This window comes from Histidinibacterium aquaticum, from assembly GCF_008710275.1.
Taxonomy (GTDB): domain Bacteria; phylum Pseudomonadota; class Alphaproteobacteria; order Rhodobacterales; family Rhodobacteraceae; genus Oceanicola; species Oceanicola aquaticus.
The window spans coordinates 73,274-89,948 of record NZ_VYQE01000002.1 but is presented as its reverse complement, the minus strand read 5'-3'; the positions used below and the strand labels follow the sequence as shown (position 1 = coordinate 89,948).

The following is a 16,675-nucleotide window of genomic DNA, read 5'->3' as shown; positions in this document are numbered from 1 at the left end:
GCATGCGTAAAAGGGCAGACAGCCTACCTTCGCCGCATGAGTGAGCCATCCAAGCTGCCAGGTAGGAAGCAGACATTCAGACCACGCCGAACTCGGGCTTGGCGCTGCACCGCCGCAAGGCGGCTTCGAGCTGTATGCGGACCCTGAGACGCGCACGGCGGAAGTGAATCGCCGCACGATCTACATGTTCGCGGATGACCAGTAATAGAGGATCTCGTGCTGCCGGTTGTCGTTGGGTTGCCTCGTAGCGGCACTGACCTCGTTAAACAGCGGTGCGCCGGTATAAAAAGGCAACGGGGCCGGTTGTGAAGGCTTCACGCCCTCGGTAGCATCACCAGAAAATAGAAAATCGCAGAGCACTATGACTTTCAATATTTCTATCCCAACCCAAGGTGAAGCTCTCTCAGTAGAGTTCGACCCGGGTGAGACCGTCATATTCGTCGGCGCGAACGGTGGTGGAAAAACTCGTCTTACTGTTTATATCGAAGATAGCTTGAAAGATGCGGCACACCGGGTATCTGCACATCGAGCACTTTTGATGAACCCTGAGGTTCAAAAAATCAGCGAAAGGCAAGCGCTCTCCGGGTTGCGGTTTGGATACACCGGCAGCGCGAGCCGAGATGCTGACGTCAGAAATAGGCGTGGCAACAGATGGGGCGATAAAAGCGCGACCCATCTCTTGAATGATTTTGATTACCTCGTCCAAGCGCTTTTTGCCGATCAATCCAACACCTCATTGAAAGCCTATCATCGGCATAAGCCGGGCGCAGATCATAACGAAGACAGCTTCGAGATCACCAAGTTTGACAAGCTTCTTGAAATCTGGAGCCGACTTCTTCCTCATCGTCAACTTCACATCTCCGGGGATAACATCACGGTTTCAGCCGGTGGCGTTGGTGAAACATACCCTGCCTCAGAGATGAGTGATGGGGAGAGGGCCATTTTTTACATGACAGGGCAAGCACTGGTTGCAGCGGAAGGAACGGTCTTGATCGTCGATGAACCAGAGCTTCACGTTCATCGCTCGATAATGGCGAAGCTATGGGACGAAATAGAAGCCATTCGAAGGGATTGCGGATTCATATATTACTCACGACCTTGATTTTGCGGCAGCACGATCCGCAAAGAAATATGTGATTCGGGATTTTTCACCTCGACCACATTGGGTGATTGAAGAGATTCCGGAGAACACTGGATTTCCAGAAGAGCTGGTCACACTCATTTTGGGTAGCAGGCGCCCCATCCTCTTTGTGGAGGGCACACATGGTAGCCTTGATTACGCAATATACCGCGCATGCTATCCAGAATGGACAGTTGTTCCAAAATCTTCTTGCTCCGAAGTAATCCATTCAGTGGTTTCAATGCGGGCCAATGCGAGTCTGACCCGGGTAACATGTTCCGGCATCGTGGACGGCGATGACTACAGCGATGAGGATGTGGCTTATTTTGAAGGCTTGGGAATCAAGATCATTCCTGTATCGGAGGTCGAGAATCTTATCGCACTTCCAGTTGTATGCTCCGCGATTGCCGAATCTGAAGGCTTCACTGGGGCCGACTTACAGAAATAGCTCGATGATGTCTCCAACGGAATATTCGGCTTACTCGATAGCGATGAAAAGATTGACAAGGTTGTCGCCCGCCATTGCCAAAGGCGTATTGATCGCATGCTGAAGCAGCTCGATTTCTCAGGCTCAACAACAAGTGAAGAAATTATTCGGGATTACAATACTCGCACTGCAAATCTGGATATTTCTGGGATCGTAGAAACTCGAACGCGAGAGATCAAGGCTGCCATAGAGCAGAGAGATTTGGAGTCACTTTTGCGCTTTTACGACAATAAAAGGGGGATCACCGCAACCTTGGCGTCAGTTTTGAAAGGGACCAGAAGGGAAACCTTTGAGTCTTGGGTTATCAGAGTTGTTTCGGCAAATAGCTCGAGCGGCATAGCAGACGCTGTGAAAGGCGTTCTTCCAGTTATCGAGCCTCGGTAGCTCGATCCGTTCTTTCCGCACACCTGGCCTCCGACGGCACCCGCAGGACGCACGCGCAGCGAAAGTCCGGTTCGACGGACCGCGCCGCCGCATACCCGGTATCGCTTCAACGGCAGCTCTGGGCCGACCAAGTCGAGCCGGACCATGCTGCAAGCGCGAAGCAGACTGCCGTCAGCGCGGTCAATATGAGCTCAAAGCAGACATGCGGCGGTGTGACGGGTCCAGGCCGACGGCTCTGGCCAAACCCTCTGACGCTCCCGGCCCAGAGCTGACGGTCGGGACGAACGGCGCCAGGGATCAGCGTTGGCACTTTTCCAGTACTGGAGCATGCTGGTTGTCGTTGTTCGGAAGTCTTGGCTGTTCCAGCACATGTTAGAGCCACTACGGACTAAGTAGTACCGCTCGTTCTCGCAGGGCAAATCAGCAACTTAACAGCGTTCGAGCCAGCTCCACGGCGCCGCGCAAGTCGTTGGTCTCCCCGGGTTCGGCGTCGCGCGTCGCCAGTGTATTAGGCCCGTTGAAGCGTCGTCTCGTCCGGCTTGGAGAACCAAGCGCTCTAACCGCTAGGCGAGCAGGCCAAACGCGCGATTGGCTCAAGAGGTTTCGGAGCCCTCATTTGAACGAGCTTCGGCCACACTGTGTCCAACGTTTCCGCTGAACCGAGGAAGAACGGACGAAGTGGTTGAAGGGTGGAACTCATGATATCGAAGATCGCCATCGGGATCGTCGCAATCGCGGGACTCGGCTACGTCGGCTACTCCTCTATTGCTCGGGCCCAGAGCATGGATGTGGGCCCTACGACCGTTGAAGGCGAAGGGTTCGATGCTCTCAGCCAGCAAATCATGATAATCTGCGAGAGCGAAATGTTGGGCGGTCCGATCTTTGTGCAGGCCGCACCAACAAACGACGGCGAAGGCTGGCGAGGACTAGGGCAGTTCGCCGAGGCCGAAGTGAAGTTGGCGGGCGAGTCGCTTCGCGTCGAGACCGAAAGCATGCTGCTTCAGATCGGAGCTGACCGGGGAAGCCTTCTCTTCGAGGATAGGTCCGAGAACATACCGTGCATGGACGGTACTGAAGAGCTCTATGAAGCGATCCGGCCGTTCGTCCTCGACGGCAACCTTCGTTCCTTCGTCGCTGACCTCGAACGCGTGACTGGGGAATATTCCGAAAATATTCAGAACGTCGCCGACCGAGCCGCCGAAGAAGTCGCGGAAAAGGAGAAGCAGATCGAAGAGCTGCGGGGCGAGATCGCCGATCAGCAGAGCCGGATCGGTTTCCTCGAGGCGTCAGCCAGCGAGGTACATGACAGCCTGATGAATACGATCGATGAACTCCAAGGTGTTTGCGGCCGTCGCGAGACGATCGGGGATCAGGGATGTCGATCAAAAGTGATCGCGCAATTGCGCATGTGGGAGCCGCCAGAGCTCACGGAACCCTCTTCGGCTTCCGTGAGCTGTCGGGCGAACGTCAGAATGCTTTTTAGGGATATCCAGGAGCTCTCCCGAGACGGGCAGCAGGTCGATCTCCGGCAGTCAGGGATCGAAGAACGCGCTGCTCATGCGATGAATTCCTGCGGTATATGATTGGCGCCGTCTTTCGGAATCGAAGGGTGACGTCCACTCCATCTCCTTCGACAATTCTCACCTAGCGTAAGACGTACGAAGCAGCCTGTCCAACTTCCTCGGATCGGCGTGAAGGCTCATCACTGATCATTTCTCGCCAAAGGGATGTCACACCAGTCAGCCCCCGAGACCAAGCAAGCGTCTAGCGAGTGGAAGCGCAAGCCTACTGGGCAAATGATCGAACGGGAGCTGGAGAACGCCTGACCCCGAGAGGAGCCGGGATTCACTCGCCACGGCTGACGACGTAGAGACTGTCCAGCGCGATCCCTCGTTCTTCCGCGCTCTTTCGGACGGCTTCCATGATTGCCGGACTGCGCGTGAGAAGTCGTCTGAAGCGCTTGTCATCGAGAGCGAGCAACGTTGTCGGAGCGATCGCCTGCACTTCGGTCCTGAGGGTGCTCTTCGACAACAGTGCGAGCTGGCCAAAGAGGTCTCCTCGACCAAGACGATACGTCTGACCGGCTCGACGGAGCTCGACGGCGCCGGAGGAGATGAAGAAGACTGTCTCTGCTGGTGCGTCCCGCGAGACGATGATTTCTCCGGGTTCGGCATAGCGCGTCACCAGGGCCTTCTTGAGCCGTTGAAGGGAGGCCTCATCCAGCTCGGAAAATAGAGGGAACTGGCGGGCGAGGTCCGCCTTCTGAAGCGCGATATCCAGCTTAGGACGTCGGTCCTGCTGGGCGAACCGTGCATCGAGCGTGTGTACGAGATCGACGTATAGTTCGTCTCCAATGAGGCCCTCTTCGTGCAGCGTGCTGTATTCCTCATATTCCAGTCGGATCGCCGTCCGTCTGATGAAGCGACGCTCCAGTTCTTCGGCGTAGCCAGGATACTGCAGCTTCAGCCCGTCGAGCGCCTGGTCGACGAGCTCGGCCCGTCGTCCGAGGAGTTCATGAAGGATTTCCGCGACCCGTCGCCCATGGATCCGCCGGATGCGGGTGTCGATGAAGCGGTCGAGATCGCGAATGATGAGGCGTTGGAAAACGAGGAGCTCGAAGCGATCTGCGGTCTGGCGCGCCAGGGGCATGGAGATGCCAAGTCGGTTGTAAAGGAAGACGGCGAACCGAAAAACACGTGTGAGTTCGACCACGCGACGCGAAGCACGCCGGTATCCGGTGCGGCCATCCGTGCGAGTGGCTTCGATCAGCGCATCAGCATCCGATATAATGCGGTCGGCGAGCCTGGAAGAGACTGCCCTCTCCCGGAACCGTTCAAGGGCGATATCGCGTTCGGCGCCAGCCAGAGCGATGAGTCCCAGCGTGACCCGGTCCCTGTCGAGAATATCGGAGCTGTCCTCGGCCTCCCGGACAGCGGCCTCGAGCCTTTCACCGAAGGTCTTCGCTTCAGATCGGACGAGTTCGCGGGAGAGATCATAGTCTTCGGTCGCCCGCTGGACGTCCTCCCGGACGCTCTGCAAGGCTACGGCGATCACCTGGTTCGACAATGCCCTGTCGATAGGCGACAGCTTGTCGAGCCCGAGGCGTGAGATCACCCAGCGAAGGGTGCCGCCCTGCACGACAAGCGTGAAGAGGGTGTAGCCGGTTGCGACGATGCCGACCATGCGCCGGACATCCGGCGGAACACGGAAGCTCTCGGTAACGGCAAGAGCAAGCGCGAGAGTGACCGCACCGCGCAGCCCGCCCCAGAGGATCGCCGTCTTGTAGGGCGTATCGATCTTGGGGCTGAGCTTCGCGGCCGAGAGCAAGGGCAGCATGCCGTAGAGGACGACGGCCCGGGCCAGAAGCGCCGCAATGACGACGACGGTAATCAGCCCGATATCGACGAAAGTGACGTCTTCCAGGAGCCTCGGGATCAGGAGAGCTGCGAGCACGAAGATGAGCGCCCCGGCCCAATGCGCAAGCAGATCCCAGACCTCGCGCATGTTGGTCCAGGCGGTTGGACCGAGCGCGGATGGTGCTGTCACATTGATCGTCAGACCGGCGGCCACCACGGCGATGACGCCGGAAACCCCTGCCCCGTTGGCTGCGATCACATATGCCAGGTATGGGAGCGCTACCGAGATCGAGAGCTGGGCGAGCTCATGACGCGAGAACTTCGACATGACCCAGACGGCGATCCGGCCGAAAAGCCAGCCGATCGCGGCACCTCCGGCTAATAGGACCGGGAACCTCGCGATGGCCTCGATTGGATCGGGGTTCGGCAAGCCCTCCATGACAAAGCCCATGAGAACGCCGAAGAGTGCGATTGCAGCGGCGTCGTTCATCAAGCTCTCGCCCTCGATGATCCGTGTCAGGCGCCTTGGCGCCGCGATGGAACGGAAGATGCCGACCACGGCCGACGGGTCAGTGGTCGAGACGATCGCCGCGACGAGCAGGCACGCATAGATCGAGAAGGAGGAGACCAGGCTGAGCGCGGAGCCCACCACGAAGGTGGAAAAGATGACCGCCACCACGGCAAGGACGATAATCGGCACCCAGTCGTCCATCGCCCGTCGCACGTTCATGCCGAGGGTCACCTGGAACAGCAGGGTCGGCAGGAAAACGTAAAGGAAGACATTCGACCGTATCGGCAGGTTCAGGATCGCTGCTGAGACCGAGTTGAAGGCGTCCGTCAGCTCAGTCTGCAGAAGGAAGCTGGCGCCCGCCCCGATAACGATCCCGATCATCGCCAGGATCACGCTGTAGGGCAGCCGCAGGCGTGCTGCGAGCGGTTCTGCCAGGCCGACCACGAGAAAGAGCGAAGCAATAATCGCGGTGATGACGACAACGCTCATGGAATTCGTACGGCCCCTTCGTCGATATCCTGTTCGCTCTCAACTATACCTTTGAGGAAGTTAATCGATGATCTCTCTGTCATTCCGCACACTTCTGCACCTGCTTCTCCTCTGGAACACTGTGCAAGGGCGGTTGCTTCCATAGGGATTGGATGCGCGCGGAGCTCGCTAGATGACCCTGTCGGACACGGATACCGAAGAACATGGCAAACGCGTCAAGCGCTGGCTGGAGCGCCTTAGCCGGTCGAAGCGTGCATTATGGGTGCTCTTCGGCGCGTCCTTCGCCGAGACTCTGATCGTGCCCATCCCGATCGAGCTGATCCTGATCCCCTTCATGGCGGCCAACCGGTCACGGATCTGGATCACGGCGGCGGTCGTAACCGTGGGGTGTCTGATTGCATCGCTCGTCGGCTATGCGGTCGGACTGCTTCTCTTCGAAACCCTTGGCTTACGTTTGATCGAGGCAATGGGATGGTCAGAGGGGATGGATCGCTTTCGCACTGTCTTCGATGACTACGGCTTCTGGGCCATCGTTGCAGTGGGGGTCCTGCCGATCCCGTTCCAGGTCGCCCTGCTCGGTGCCGGAGCGGCCGCCTACCCCATCGTCTGGTTCCTCTTGGCGGCGCTCATTGCCAGAGGGACACGTTACTTCGGGCTGGGCTTGCTTGTTCGCCTCTTCGGGGAACGCACGATCGATCTCTGGAAGAAGCACAAAGGACGGGTGCTCCTCATCGCTGGTGGAGCCGCAACCTGTGTGCTTGCCGCTGTGGTCGTCCTACGCTGAGGCGATCTAGTGCATCCATCCCATGGCACATTATCCAGGCTGGACAAATCACAGGATTGACGCCAACGTCACCTCATGACCGGGCCCTCCTTGGACCTGTGGGTGCGGGTGCCTTCGTAGGCTCGGTTCCGGTCGGTGTCTTGGGTCCACATGCGCCGTGATCCGGGAGCTTTCGAGCTCAGCGCTCAATGCGGGAGGGTTCCCGAGGGCTCTCCTCGCATTGACTGTCCGTCACCGATATCTGTCACAGACACCCTCAGAGATCATGATCTCACCGAGGTCCCGGCCGTCAGGCAGACGGCAGCTTCCGATCATTCTGTCGTAGCTCCGGCGACCTGTCAGCGTGCAGCTCAACTGTTGTCCCTGAACCAGTTCGCGCATGAGTTGCGTCGCCATCCGACCATACGGGGTCCCAGTCTCGTCGCAGTCGAGCTTTTCAAAGCGGATTGGTGTCCCCGCGACCTCGATGGTGTCGCCATCGCGGATATGGGTCACCGATCCCTGGACGGAGTTGTCCAGCGTGATCCTGGTGACTTCTTGGTCGGAGCCGCTATCCAGGTTCAATGCACCGAGAGCACCCAGCACCAGTATCGCGAGGATGGCGACAACCTTCGCCTGGCGGAGGCTGAAACGTAGTCTTCTAGGACGGGTCCCGTAAGCGCGCCGTCCCACGGCCTTCGCGTCTGTGGACTGACGGAGGTTCACGACACTCCCGGTCCGCCTACCCCTGTACCTCATGGCAACTCATCCATTGGACACGGAATAATGCTTGCCCCGCGAACCAGACGAAATCTTGGCCCCGCTGAGACGATTAGGGAATGCCGCCAGACCGGTGATCCGCTTAGCTGGACTACATCTCGGCACCATTGGGCCGTCGATCATTTCTTCATTGAACAAGTGAGACGCCACGACAAGGACTGTGCGGCCCATTCTGTTCGGCAATCGTCACAGCTGTTCACCCCTTGGATCCTGAGCGGCTCTGGAGCATCGTCGGTTGATCAGGGCAGAGGCAGGCACCGAAAACCGTGAGTTCAGCATTCGATATCATAGTTATCGGTGCGGGCATGATGGGGAGCGCCGCTGCAAGACATCTCGTGGAGATGGGCGCGAAGGTCGCCCTCATTGGTCCCGACGAACCATCTGAAAAGCAATGCCACCAAGGAGTGTTTGCCAGCCACTACGATCAAGCCCGGATAACTCGGCGATTGGACGAAGACCCTGTTTGGTCACGCTTCGCTGACGCAGCCATGCGCCGCTACGCTGAGATCGAGCACAGAGGTAAGCAGGCATTTCTGACGCCGGTGGGGGCCATGATGGCTGGGCCCGAGAGTGGAGCGGGCAGCGATTTCATCGCGAAGACCAAGCAAGTCGCAAAGGACCATGCCATCCCGCATCTCGAGCTTCGTGAAGAGGCGCTTGCGGCGCACTTCCCTTATCTTTCGTTCCCGACTGGCGTCACCGCACTATACGAGCTCGATGGTGCTGGCTGGATCAACCCGCGTCTGCATGTACGGGCGGAAATCAACATTGCCGTGTCGGGCGGAGCCATCCTCCATCGATCTGAAGCCTTCGATGTCATGGAAGACGCCAGAGGTGTCGCCGTCAAATGCAAGGACGGTACAACCTGGTCTGGCGGTAAGGTCATCGTCGCGTGCGGCGCTTTCTCGATAGCTGAGGGCCTCCTCCCCGATCCGCTGCCGATGAAGGTATTCGCGCGGACTATCGCATTCCTCGAGATCGGTCCGGAGGAGTGTCGCCGCCTCAAAGGGATGCCATCGATCGTCTACGTCGCCCCCGACGGTTCTTGCGAACCCTATATCCTCCCGCCTGTCTGCTACCCGGATGGCAAGAGCTACCTCAAGATCGGGGGCGACCTCGAAGACATACAGATCGAAACCCACGCGGAGCTCCGAGAGTGGTTCCGTGGGAGCGGCAACCGGTCCTCAGGTGACTTCCTCGCAAAGCAGCTTCTGCGCCTGATGCCTGGGCTTGATGTTCGATCAATCACGACTGGGAGCTGCGCCACGTCGTATTCTCCCACCGGCATGCCGTTCATCTATCACCAGACTGACCACATCATGGCTTTGACAGCAGGCAACGGTGCAGGTGCCAAATGCGCCGACGAACTTGGACGTCTTGGCGCATACGTCGCGTCCGGGAAGCCGCTGCCGGAGGAATACGGGCCAATATCCTTCGGTTGGTAGCTCTATCCAGGAGCACAGGCATCGACCTGGCGACGCTGTCTCGAAACCGGAACAGCGCATCGCTAGACTGTCTCCGACGCAAGGGCATTACCAGATGAACTCGGGCGACGACGACACTCCTTCATTCCACTCAGCCCCAGCTGCGGAGCTGAACGATCTACGAGTGTTCGCTCTCGTCGTGGACGAAGGAACGATGTCGGGTGCGGCCCGCCGCCATGGCCTCCCCAAGGCGACTGTCAGCCGAGCAATCGCGCGGCTGGAAGCGGTGACCGGTTCCCCTTTGTTCGACAGAACCGGTCGTGGGCTACGCCCGACCTCCCTCGGCGTGTCGCTGATACCAGCCGCCCGCTCTGCACTTGCGGCTGGACGTGAAGCAGAGGCTGCTCTACGCGCCCGAGCTGGAGAACCGACAGGCCCCCTACGCATTCTGGCGAGTGCACTCGCATCTCGCCACTTGCTCGCCGCTGTGATCGCTGAACTCATTGCACGCCATCCCGGTGTGCGGCCTGAGCTCATCGTTACCTCGCAGCCTGTCGATCCGCTTGAAGAAGATCATGATATCACCGTGAGGATTGGACGTCCGTCGAATCCCAAGCTCGTCGCGCGCCTCATCCTTCGGGTCAGACTGGGTCTCTATGCCCAGCGAGAAGCAGTGAATGGACTGGATATCCATGATACCGGGGCCGTGAAAGCGCTGGAGCGTATTGTCGTGCGCATGGAGGGACTGCCCGAGGTATGGACGCTCACACGAGCCAGAATGAACGAAACAGTGACTCTGGACCGCCCGCCCCTTCTGACCGTGACCGATCCAACCGTCGCCCTGGGCGTCCTTCCTGCAGGACCACGAACGATGCTCGTCCCACGTTTTTGGGCCGAGAGCATCGCGAGCCAATCAAAAGGCGACTGCGACGCCTTGATTGAAGTCCTGCCACAATGGCAGGGGCCCGAGATGGAGATATTTGCCGTCATGCCGCCAGGTCGCGCCTCGGTGCCTGCGGTGCGGGCAATGCTCGATATGCTCTATGCGCGTGCGAAAGCGCTGACCGAGGTCGGCAGCGGCTAAGGCGCTTCTTCCGTTCCGGAAATGAGACACAACGTTCCGCCGCCACGGCTCGAAGCAACCGGCTCGGGTCGATACTTCGCTGGGAGATGCCAACAGCCAAGAATGTAGTTCCCGTGAATACCAGAATACCCATGGACACCCCGGTGCTCATCGTCGGCGCCGGACCGACCGGACTGACCGCTGCGCTCGAGCTCGCTCGCCGGAATGTTCCCGTGCGGATCATCGAACGCCGCGATGGCCCGTCCATTCTAAGCCGCGCCGTCGGGATCATGCCGTGGGCCATGGACATTCTCGACGCATCCGGCGCTGGTCCTCTTGTACGAGAGGCATCCCAACCGACCCGACGCTTGGAGGTCTGGAGCGGTTCGCGGCGCGCGGCATCCCTCCGGATGGACGTTGACCCCGATCCACACGTCCGGCTGTTCTGCCTTCCCCAGAATGAGACCGAGACGATACTCGCAAGCCGCCTCTCCGCGCATGGGGTTACCGTCGACTATGGCCAGAGGCTGGACTCCATCGAAGAGACCGAAGACGCCGTTAGGTCGACGATTAACGGGTCGATCCATATGGCCTCCTACGTTCTCGGTGCCGATGGCGTGCGGTCCGCCGTGCGAGCGCACCTCGGACAGGAGCTGCGCGGATTCGACCTTCAGTCGAAGTGGTCGATCGCCGACGTAGACGCTCCGGAATGGTCGGAGCCCGGCGTCTTTCGCGTTTTCCTGAGAGACGACGGGGAAGCGATATTCGTCATCCCGATCGGCCCGACCCGCTTCCGCGCCGTCGCGTCTGTGCCGGACGCCCTTGCCGCGATGCCTGTCCCCATTCCGGTGACCCGCGTTCACCGCGAGGGCGACTTCATCATCGGAATTCGCCAAGTCGGATCCTACGGTCGTAGACGTGTCTGGCTCGCGGGCGATGCCGCGCACACCCATTCGCCCGTCGGGGGGCGGGGCATGAACCTTGGCATCGAGGACGCCGCAGAATGGGCAGAACGGCTGATCGGCGACCGTCTCGAAAGAGGTATCGACGAAGGCTATAGCGTGTCCCGTCACGTCAGAGGACAAGAGATTATCGCCTTCACCGAAAGAGCAAGACGCCTGGTTGCTAGGCGTGCCGGTCTCGGTCGGAGCCTCGCTCTGAATGCCCTCGGCACCCTCGGCAACATGGCGCCTCTAAATCGTGCCATAGCGCGCCGAATGCTTCTGACATGACCCCCCGCCTTGCGCAGCCATTCACTGCTACCCAGATCTGTCTCTGGAAAAAGGGAGAGATCATATGCAGTGTCCCGTGGACGGAACCCAGCTTGTCATGAGCGAGCGCGCTGGCGTCGAGATCGACTATTGCCCGCAATGTCGCGGTGTCTGGCTGGATCGAGGCGAACTCGACAAGATCATCGAGCGGACTGAGCCCGCTGAGCCCAGGGTGCGTTCCGAACCCGACTACCGAGGATCGGAGCCACGCTCCTACAAAAAGAAGCGGGGTGGCTTGCTGGGTGAGATCTTCGACTTTTGATGGAGGATTTGCTCCGCGAGAAGACTCCCAAGACACCGACCATCGGCCTTCGGAGGACCGGCGTATCTCTTAGAATATCTTGATAACCCGCTCCGGTCATATCACCTGATCTCGCGCGGCCGGTGGTCGCCAGATATCTCGTGCTCCAACCTCGCAGTACGTGATCTGCGGGGGATGGGCGGACCTTATACTTAAGATATTGTTTTATTTACTTTTTTATCGTCCCTGATCTTGAAGTCCCCTTGGCAGTGATCACTTTTCGTTCGGGCGGTTGACCGCTCTTAATGCTCTCAAGGAGACAAGACATGAGACGAGTGGCTTTAGGCGCTCTTCTCGCGACCATCGTGGCCCTCCCTGCCATCGCACAGATGGAGGAAGTGGACACAGATGGAGACGGAATGGCGTCCCTGCAGGAACTCCAGACAGTCTACCCCAACCTGTCCGAGGATGACTTCGCGATGCTTGACGCGAACTCCGACGAAACGCTCGATGCTGACGAGATGACCTTAGGCATCGAAGACGGCGTTCTCGCAACCGAGGACACGGAAGCGGTAGACACCGAGTAAGTCGAGGGCCCTTCCATGAACAGGTTGAACTGGCAGGATTGGCTTATCGGGGTTGTCGGCCTGTGGCTGATCGCGTCGCCTTTCATGTTGCCTTACGGCCCTGCTGAAGTGGAAAGCAATGCCTCTGCGGCGACTTGGGGTTTTCTCGCTGCCGGACTGCTCACGATTGGGGTCATGGCACTCGGGTTGTTCGAACAGCGTGAGTGGCAACTCTGGTTGGGCATCGCACTGGCTCTTTGTGTGATCGCGCTTCCATGGGTCTTCGGCTTCACCGATGCTGCAGCTCTGGTCTGGAGCGCCATGGCGTCGGGCGTTCTAATCGGGCTTGCCGCCGTCGGCGAACTGGTCTGGCCAAGCGACGACTACAGGACCCCGCACCATTGAAGCGGAGGGCCGGGAAACCGGCCCTCCTTACAAGCAGACCGAACAAAGACATGATTTCATGACCAGAGCATTTCAGGACCATCGGAGCACGGGCTTGGCCCCGTGCTCCCTTAGTTTGCACTGTTGCTGCTACGGCCCTTGCAGGCCAGGGGCAGCGAACCTTGATCTGACCGACTGCTCTGTTGCACTACGCCAGAAACAAGATGTGCCCGGCTAGTGAGACGGAAGGACTGTAAGTATGCTTGATGTTTGGGTTCCTCTCTTCGGCGGCCTCGCCCTCTTGATCCTGGGAGGCGACTTGCTCGTTCGAGGGGCTGTCAAGGTTGCCGAGACCCTCGGTGTCTCACCGCTCGTGATCGGTCTCACGCTCGTCGGCTTCGGCACGTCGACACCGGAATTGGTAACATCGGTTCAGGCAGCGCTCACCGATGCGCCTGGCATTGCCTATGGAAACATCGTTGGTTCGAACATCGCGAATATCCTGTTGATCCTGGGCTTCTCTGCGATCCTCTTCCCGATAGTCGTCTCCTCCTCGGCCCTGCGTCGAGACGCCGTTTTCATGCTCGGTGTGGCAGCGGCTTTCGCTGCCTTGTCCTTCCTGGTGCCGATGGGCCGGGTTGTCGGTTTGCTGTTTATCGCGTCCCTCGGGGCATACATCTACGTGGCGTTCCGACAGGAGAGCCGGTCCTCCGAACATGGTGCGGTATACGACAAGGCTGCAGCACTCGAGGCAGTCGACCCCGCTGTTGCGCCCAAGACAGAACGATCCGGCGGCCTTCTTCTGCCTCTTCTGCTATCACTCGGTGGTCTGGTGCTCGTCGTGCTAGGCGGGCGCTTCCTGGTCGATGGTGCAATTTCAATCGCAGAGTCCTTCGGTATCCCGGAGACGGTGATCGGGCTGACAATCGTTGCAGTCGGAACCTCCATGCCGGAACTCGTCACCTCCGTCCTTGCGGCTGTGAAGCGTCAGAGCGACGTGGCGTTCGGCAATATCGTTGGCTCCAACATCTACAACATTCTCGGTATCGGCGGCGCTACAGCACTGATCTCGCCGACACGCGTGCCGCAGGAGATCGTGACCTTCGATAACCTGATAATGGTTGGCGTCTCGCTTCTGCTGGTGGTGTTCGCTGCCACTTCACTCAGGATCGCGCGCGGGGAAGGTGCCGTTTTGGTGGCGGGATATCTTGCCTACCTGTACGTTCTCTGGCCCTGACCCGGAGCAACATCGAGCATATCGCTCTGGAATGGTCTGTCCCGGAACTTGTTGAAGGCTCATCACCTGCGTGCCCGGTCACCTCAAGCCGAGCCGTTCGAGGAACGGCTAGGCCCGTCCCCAACCTCCTGTATTTGAGGCTGATGGCACGATCAGCAGCGCAATGAACGACTCAGTCCACCGTTAGCCTGGCATCGGTCGTGAAGAGAAAATCCTCTCCTCCGGCGCCTTGGTGGCATGCGATGCACCCCGCATCGGCACCCTTGCCGACTAATCCGGCGAGAGCCATTCCAGCTGGGTTCTGGTCAAGCGTTCCGTCGGGCAGATACTTCGCCCAGAACCAGTTGTTCGTCTCCGGGTCGTAGCTGTCCTCGCGTTGGAACATCACCGTAATCGATCCGAGGTGCTCGTCGGGATCAGAGAGGACCTCGTCACTGGTGACGCCCTCCGGTCCATAGTTGCGCTTCACGACTAAGGCTCCGCTGTGCCCCCGGACCATGGCCGAGGTATAGAAGGTCTCGAGCATCAAGCCATGGGGTTCAACTCCTTCGTATGGAAACGACCGGATGACAGTATCGCCTGCGAGACCGAGGTCAGCCATCTGGGCCCAGAGATCGGCCGCATAGGACTGGTCTTCTTCGGTGCCTGCCATCTGCTGGCTCATCGCCGCAGTGGCAGCAGCGCAGAGCGCTACGGTTAGTATCGCATTTCGCATATCAGCCTCCCTTTGATTGACCAAAGGGAACACCCTGTGCCGAAGCTGGGTCTAGTCACGTTACTTTGATGCTGACTCTTCAGGAGTGCTTGAGATGCTGAGTATCTGTAAGTCCGGCAGTTTCCGGCAAGCGGTGGACCAACCAAGACGGATAGCCTCGCATTGAGGAGGAATTTCGTACCCCTTCCACCGACCCACGCTCTCGCGTTATCCGCGAGAAGCTTGCGTAAACTAGCGGTGTTGATCGATGAGGATCTGGTTCCCGTCGGGGTCGCTCAACGTGATGCTCGCAGGGCCGGACGTCTCTTCGTTGGCTTCGCTGGACAGCTCTATTCCTCGCCATTTCAAGGTGCGCTGAAGCTCCCGGATATCGGTGAAGGAGCCAAGCTCGTTCGCTTCCTGATCCCACCCGGGATTGAAGGTGAGGATGTTGCCCTCGAACATCCCCTGGAACAGGCCAATGACATGGTTCCCGTTCTTCATAATGACCCAGTTCTCCTCCGGGTTTCCGCTATGGGTGAAACCGAGCTCCTCGTAGAACTCAATCGACTTGCGGATGTCCTTCACCGCCAGGCTGATCGAGAATGCCCCAAGGTCCATGTGTTCATCTCCCTGTATCTCGGCAGAGCATAGCACGACGGCGGCGATATTGGACTGATCACCGAAACCATGCGAAACGACGGTCCCGAATGCGACCTAGCGTCACCAGGAACTGCGATGCCTTGGCCCTGTTCACCTCGCGACACGAGGGCGCGACCAAGGACGACAAGTAATGGAAACGGCTCAGAAAATCGGAACCTCGCTCTACCTCGCCGGGAGCTCCCTGCTACAGACCGATCGCTCAGAGCCCACGATGGGCCGCGCTGCGATCCGCTTCGTGGGACTGCATCTTGTCACACTCGGTCCGCCGATCGTGAATGCCCTGATCAGCTAGGCATCCGGCCCCTGCCCGCTCAGGAGGATACGGTGATCTTCATGCGACTGCCGAAACCGACGGACATCTGCCTCTCGCGACCTGCAGCAATTTACGACGGTCCTTGACGACGACCATGTCGGGTGAAGGCATCTGGATAGCGCCGAAATCCGTGATTGTGTGAAATACCCGACAAAGCGTCTCGGCGGACATGTCGAGAAGTGAGGCGAGGTCTCGTCGACTTATCTTTAAGGCCAACCGTATTTCGGTCTTTCCGCTTTCCTGCGGCAGCTGGGTGTAAAGCCACACTGCAACGCGTTGTTGGGTCTTCCTCGATCTCATGGACGATGCCCATAGACGCTCCTTCTGAAGCTGCCGACGAGTGGCGGCCGAAAATGCCTCCAGCAGAGATCGATGCTCGGACAGAAGCCTTTCGAAGGTGGGTCGCTCCAAGCCACAGATGCTGACATCGGTGGCCGCCTCCCAGGACAGCTGGTTCTCCGACGTGCCAATCTCGCCAACGATATCCCCAGCCGAAAGAAGGCTGAGCACATGCTCGGAGCCATCTTGGGTGAGATCGACGATCTTCACGATCCCTTCGGTGACGATCCCGATCCTATCGGCAGGATCACCCTGGCTAAAGATCGCTTCTCCGGCCGTGAAGCTGAGCGGACGAGTTACTGCTGCCAGAGACCGGGCCGCGTTCGGATCGAGCTCCGCGCACAGGCCGAAGTGTCGACTAACGAAATCCAGGCAGTGCGACTTCCGTTCCGGGATGAAGGTCTTGTTCGATAGCATGTGAGCCTCGCCAAAACATGCAGGTGTCCTGCGCGCCTGTTATGAAAATGACTGCTCGAATGCCTCCAGTCGTACGTAGTGAGAGTAGGACGAACATGCACTGATCTGGATCATGAAACGTGTTTGCACCCCAGATCATCACCGTCGGCATCTCTCGCCGCTCTGACATCGAC

The 16,675-nt window shown here is 59.0% G+C and carries 18 protein-coding genes; 13 read left to right on the top strand and 5 right to left on the bottom strand.

The window, feature by feature from the left end; translation table 11 throughout:
- The first annotated feature begins 361 nt into the window (after positions 1-361).
- The 4 genes from F3S47_RS19530 (at position 362) to F3S47_RS05810 (ending at position 3,574) form a co-directional block, all read left to right on the top strand.
- Positions 362-1,102, top strand: coding sequence for an AAA family ATPase (locus F3S47_RS19530; RefSeq protein ID WP_223877733.1), 741 nt, complete (start codon positions 362-364; stop codon positions 1,100-1,102).
- Positions 1,103-1,166: 64 nt separating this feature from the next.
- Entirely contained in the window at positions 1,167-1,568 is a 402-nt protein-coding gene (locus F3S47_RS19525; RefSeq protein ID WP_223877732.1) for a hypothetical protein, read from the top strand.
- Positions 1,569-1,664: 96 nt separating this feature from the next.
- The gene (locus F3S47_RS19520) at positions 1,665-1,991 is read left to right on the top strand and encodes a hypothetical protein (RefSeq protein WP_223877731.1); all 327 of its coding nucleotides are present in this window, start codon (positions 1,665-1,667) and stop codon (positions 1,989-1,991) included.
- 698 nt (positions 1,992-2,689) lie between these two features.
- Complete coding sequence (locus F3S47_RS05810) at positions 2,690-3,574, top strand: kinetochore Spc7 family protein (RefSeq protein WP_150444314.1); 885 nt, start codon at positions 2,690-2,692, stop codon at positions 3,572-3,574.
- A gap of 262 nt (positions 3,575-3,836) precedes the next feature.
- Here the strand turns inward: F3S47_RS05810 and F3S47_RS05805 are convergent, their stop codons facing one another.
- Complete coding sequence (locus F3S47_RS05805) at positions 3,837-6,347, bottom strand: cation:proton antiporter (protein WP_150444313.1); 2,511 nt, start codon at positions 6,345-6,347, stop codon at positions 3,837-3,839.
- A 172-nt stretch (positions 6,348-6,519) separates the two neighbouring features.
- Between F3S47_RS05805 and F3S47_RS05800 the strand changes: the two genes are divergently transcribed.
- On the top strand, positions 6,520-7,131 hold the full coding sequence (locus tag F3S47_RS05800) for a YqaA family protein (protein ID WP_150444312.1): 612 nt from the start codon (positions 6,520-6,522) through the stop codon (positions 7,129-7,131).
- A 231-nt stretch (positions 7,132-7,362) separates the two neighbouring features.
- Here F3S47_RS05800 and F3S47_RS05795 read toward each other — a convergent pair whose 3' ends face one another.
- Positions 7,363-7,869, bottom strand: a complete 507-nt coding sequence (locus F3S47_RS05795; RefSeq protein ID WP_150444311.1) for a thermonuclease family protein — start codon at positions 7,867-7,869, stop codon at positions 7,363-7,365.
- Positions 7,870-8,156: 287 nt separating this feature from the next.
- On the opposite strand from F3S47_RS05795, the gene F3S47_RS05790 reads away from it, so the two are divergent.
- From F3S47_RS05790 to F3S47_RS05760, 7 genes are all read left to right on the top strand, one after another.
- Positions 8,157-9,335, top strand: a complete 1,179-nt coding sequence (locus F3S47_RS05790; RefSeq protein WP_150444310.1) for an NAD(P)/FAD-dependent oxidoreductase — start codon at positions 8,157-8,159, stop codon at positions 9,333-9,335.
- A 94-nt stretch (positions 9,336-9,429) separates the two neighbouring features.
- Positions 9,430-10,398, top strand: coding sequence for a LysR family transcriptional regulator (locus F3S47_RS05785; protein WP_150444309.1), 969 nt, complete (start codon positions 9,430-9,432; stop codon positions 10,396-10,398).
- Between the two features lie 113 nt (positions 10,399-10,511).
- On the top strand, positions 10,512-11,609 hold the full coding sequence (locus tag F3S47_RS05780; RefSeq protein WP_191090089.1) for an FAD-dependent oxidoreductase: 1,098 nt from the start codon (positions 10,512-10,514) through the stop codon (positions 11,607-11,609).
- Positions 11,610-11,673: 64 nt separating this feature from the next.
- Entirely contained in the window at positions 11,674-11,910 is a 237-nt protein-coding gene (locus tag F3S47_RS05775) for a TFIIB-type zinc ribbon-containing protein (protein ID WP_150444307.1), read from the top strand.
- Between the two features lie 305 nt (positions 11,911-12,215).
- A complete protein-coding gene (locus F3S47_RS05770; protein WP_191090088.1) occupies positions 12,216-12,476 on the top strand; it encodes a hypothetical protein in 261 nt (86 codons plus the stop codon).
- 15 nt (positions 12,477-12,491) lie between these two features.
- Entirely contained in the window at positions 12,492-12,860 is a 369-nt protein-coding gene (locus F3S47_RS05765; protein WP_150444306.1) for an SPW repeat domain-containing protein, read from the top strand.
- Positions 12,861-13,098: 238 nt separating this feature from the next.
- Positions 13,099-14,076: a calcium/sodium antiporter gene (locus F3S47_RS05760; protein WP_150444305.1), complete on the top strand. Its 978-nt coding sequence runs from the start codon at positions 13,099-13,101 to the stop codon at positions 14,074-14,076.
- A 172-nt stretch (positions 14,077-14,248) separates the two neighbouring features.
- On the opposite strand, the gene F3S47_RS05755 is transcribed toward F3S47_RS05760, so the two are convergent.
- Together F3S47_RS05755 and F3S47_RS05750 are read right to left on the bottom strand one after the other, a co-directional pair.
- Positions 14,249-14,728 (bottom strand): cytochrome P460 family protein, encoded by a 480-nt coding sequence (locus F3S47_RS05755; protein ID WP_223877730.1) that lies wholly within the window; start codon positions 14,726-14,728, stop codon positions 14,249-14,251.
- A gap of 294 nt (positions 14,729-15,022) precedes the next feature.
- Positions 15,023-15,391 carry a VOC family protein gene (locus F3S47_RS05750; protein ID WP_150444303.1) on the bottom strand — a complete coding sequence of 123 codons (369 nt, stop codon included), beginning with the start codon at positions 15,389-15,391 and terminating at the stop codon, positions 15,023-15,025.
- Positions 15,392-15,563: 172 nt separating this feature from the next.
- On the opposite strand from F3S47_RS05750, the gene F3S47_RS19320 reads away from it, so the two are divergent.
- On the top strand, positions 15,564-15,725 hold the full coding sequence (locus F3S47_RS19320) for a hypothetical protein (protein WP_191090087.1): 162 nt from the start codon (positions 15,564-15,566) through the stop codon (positions 15,723-15,725).
- Positions 15,726-15,764: 39 nt separating this feature from the next.
- Here the strand turns inward: F3S47_RS19320 and F3S47_RS05745 are convergent, their stop codons facing one another.
- Positions 15,765-16,502, bottom strand: a complete 738-nt coding sequence (locus F3S47_RS05745) for a Crp/Fnr family transcriptional regulator (protein ID WP_150444302.1) — start codon at positions 16,500-16,502, stop codon at positions 15,765-15,767.
- Between the last annotated feature and the right edge of the window lie 173 nt (positions 16,503-16,675).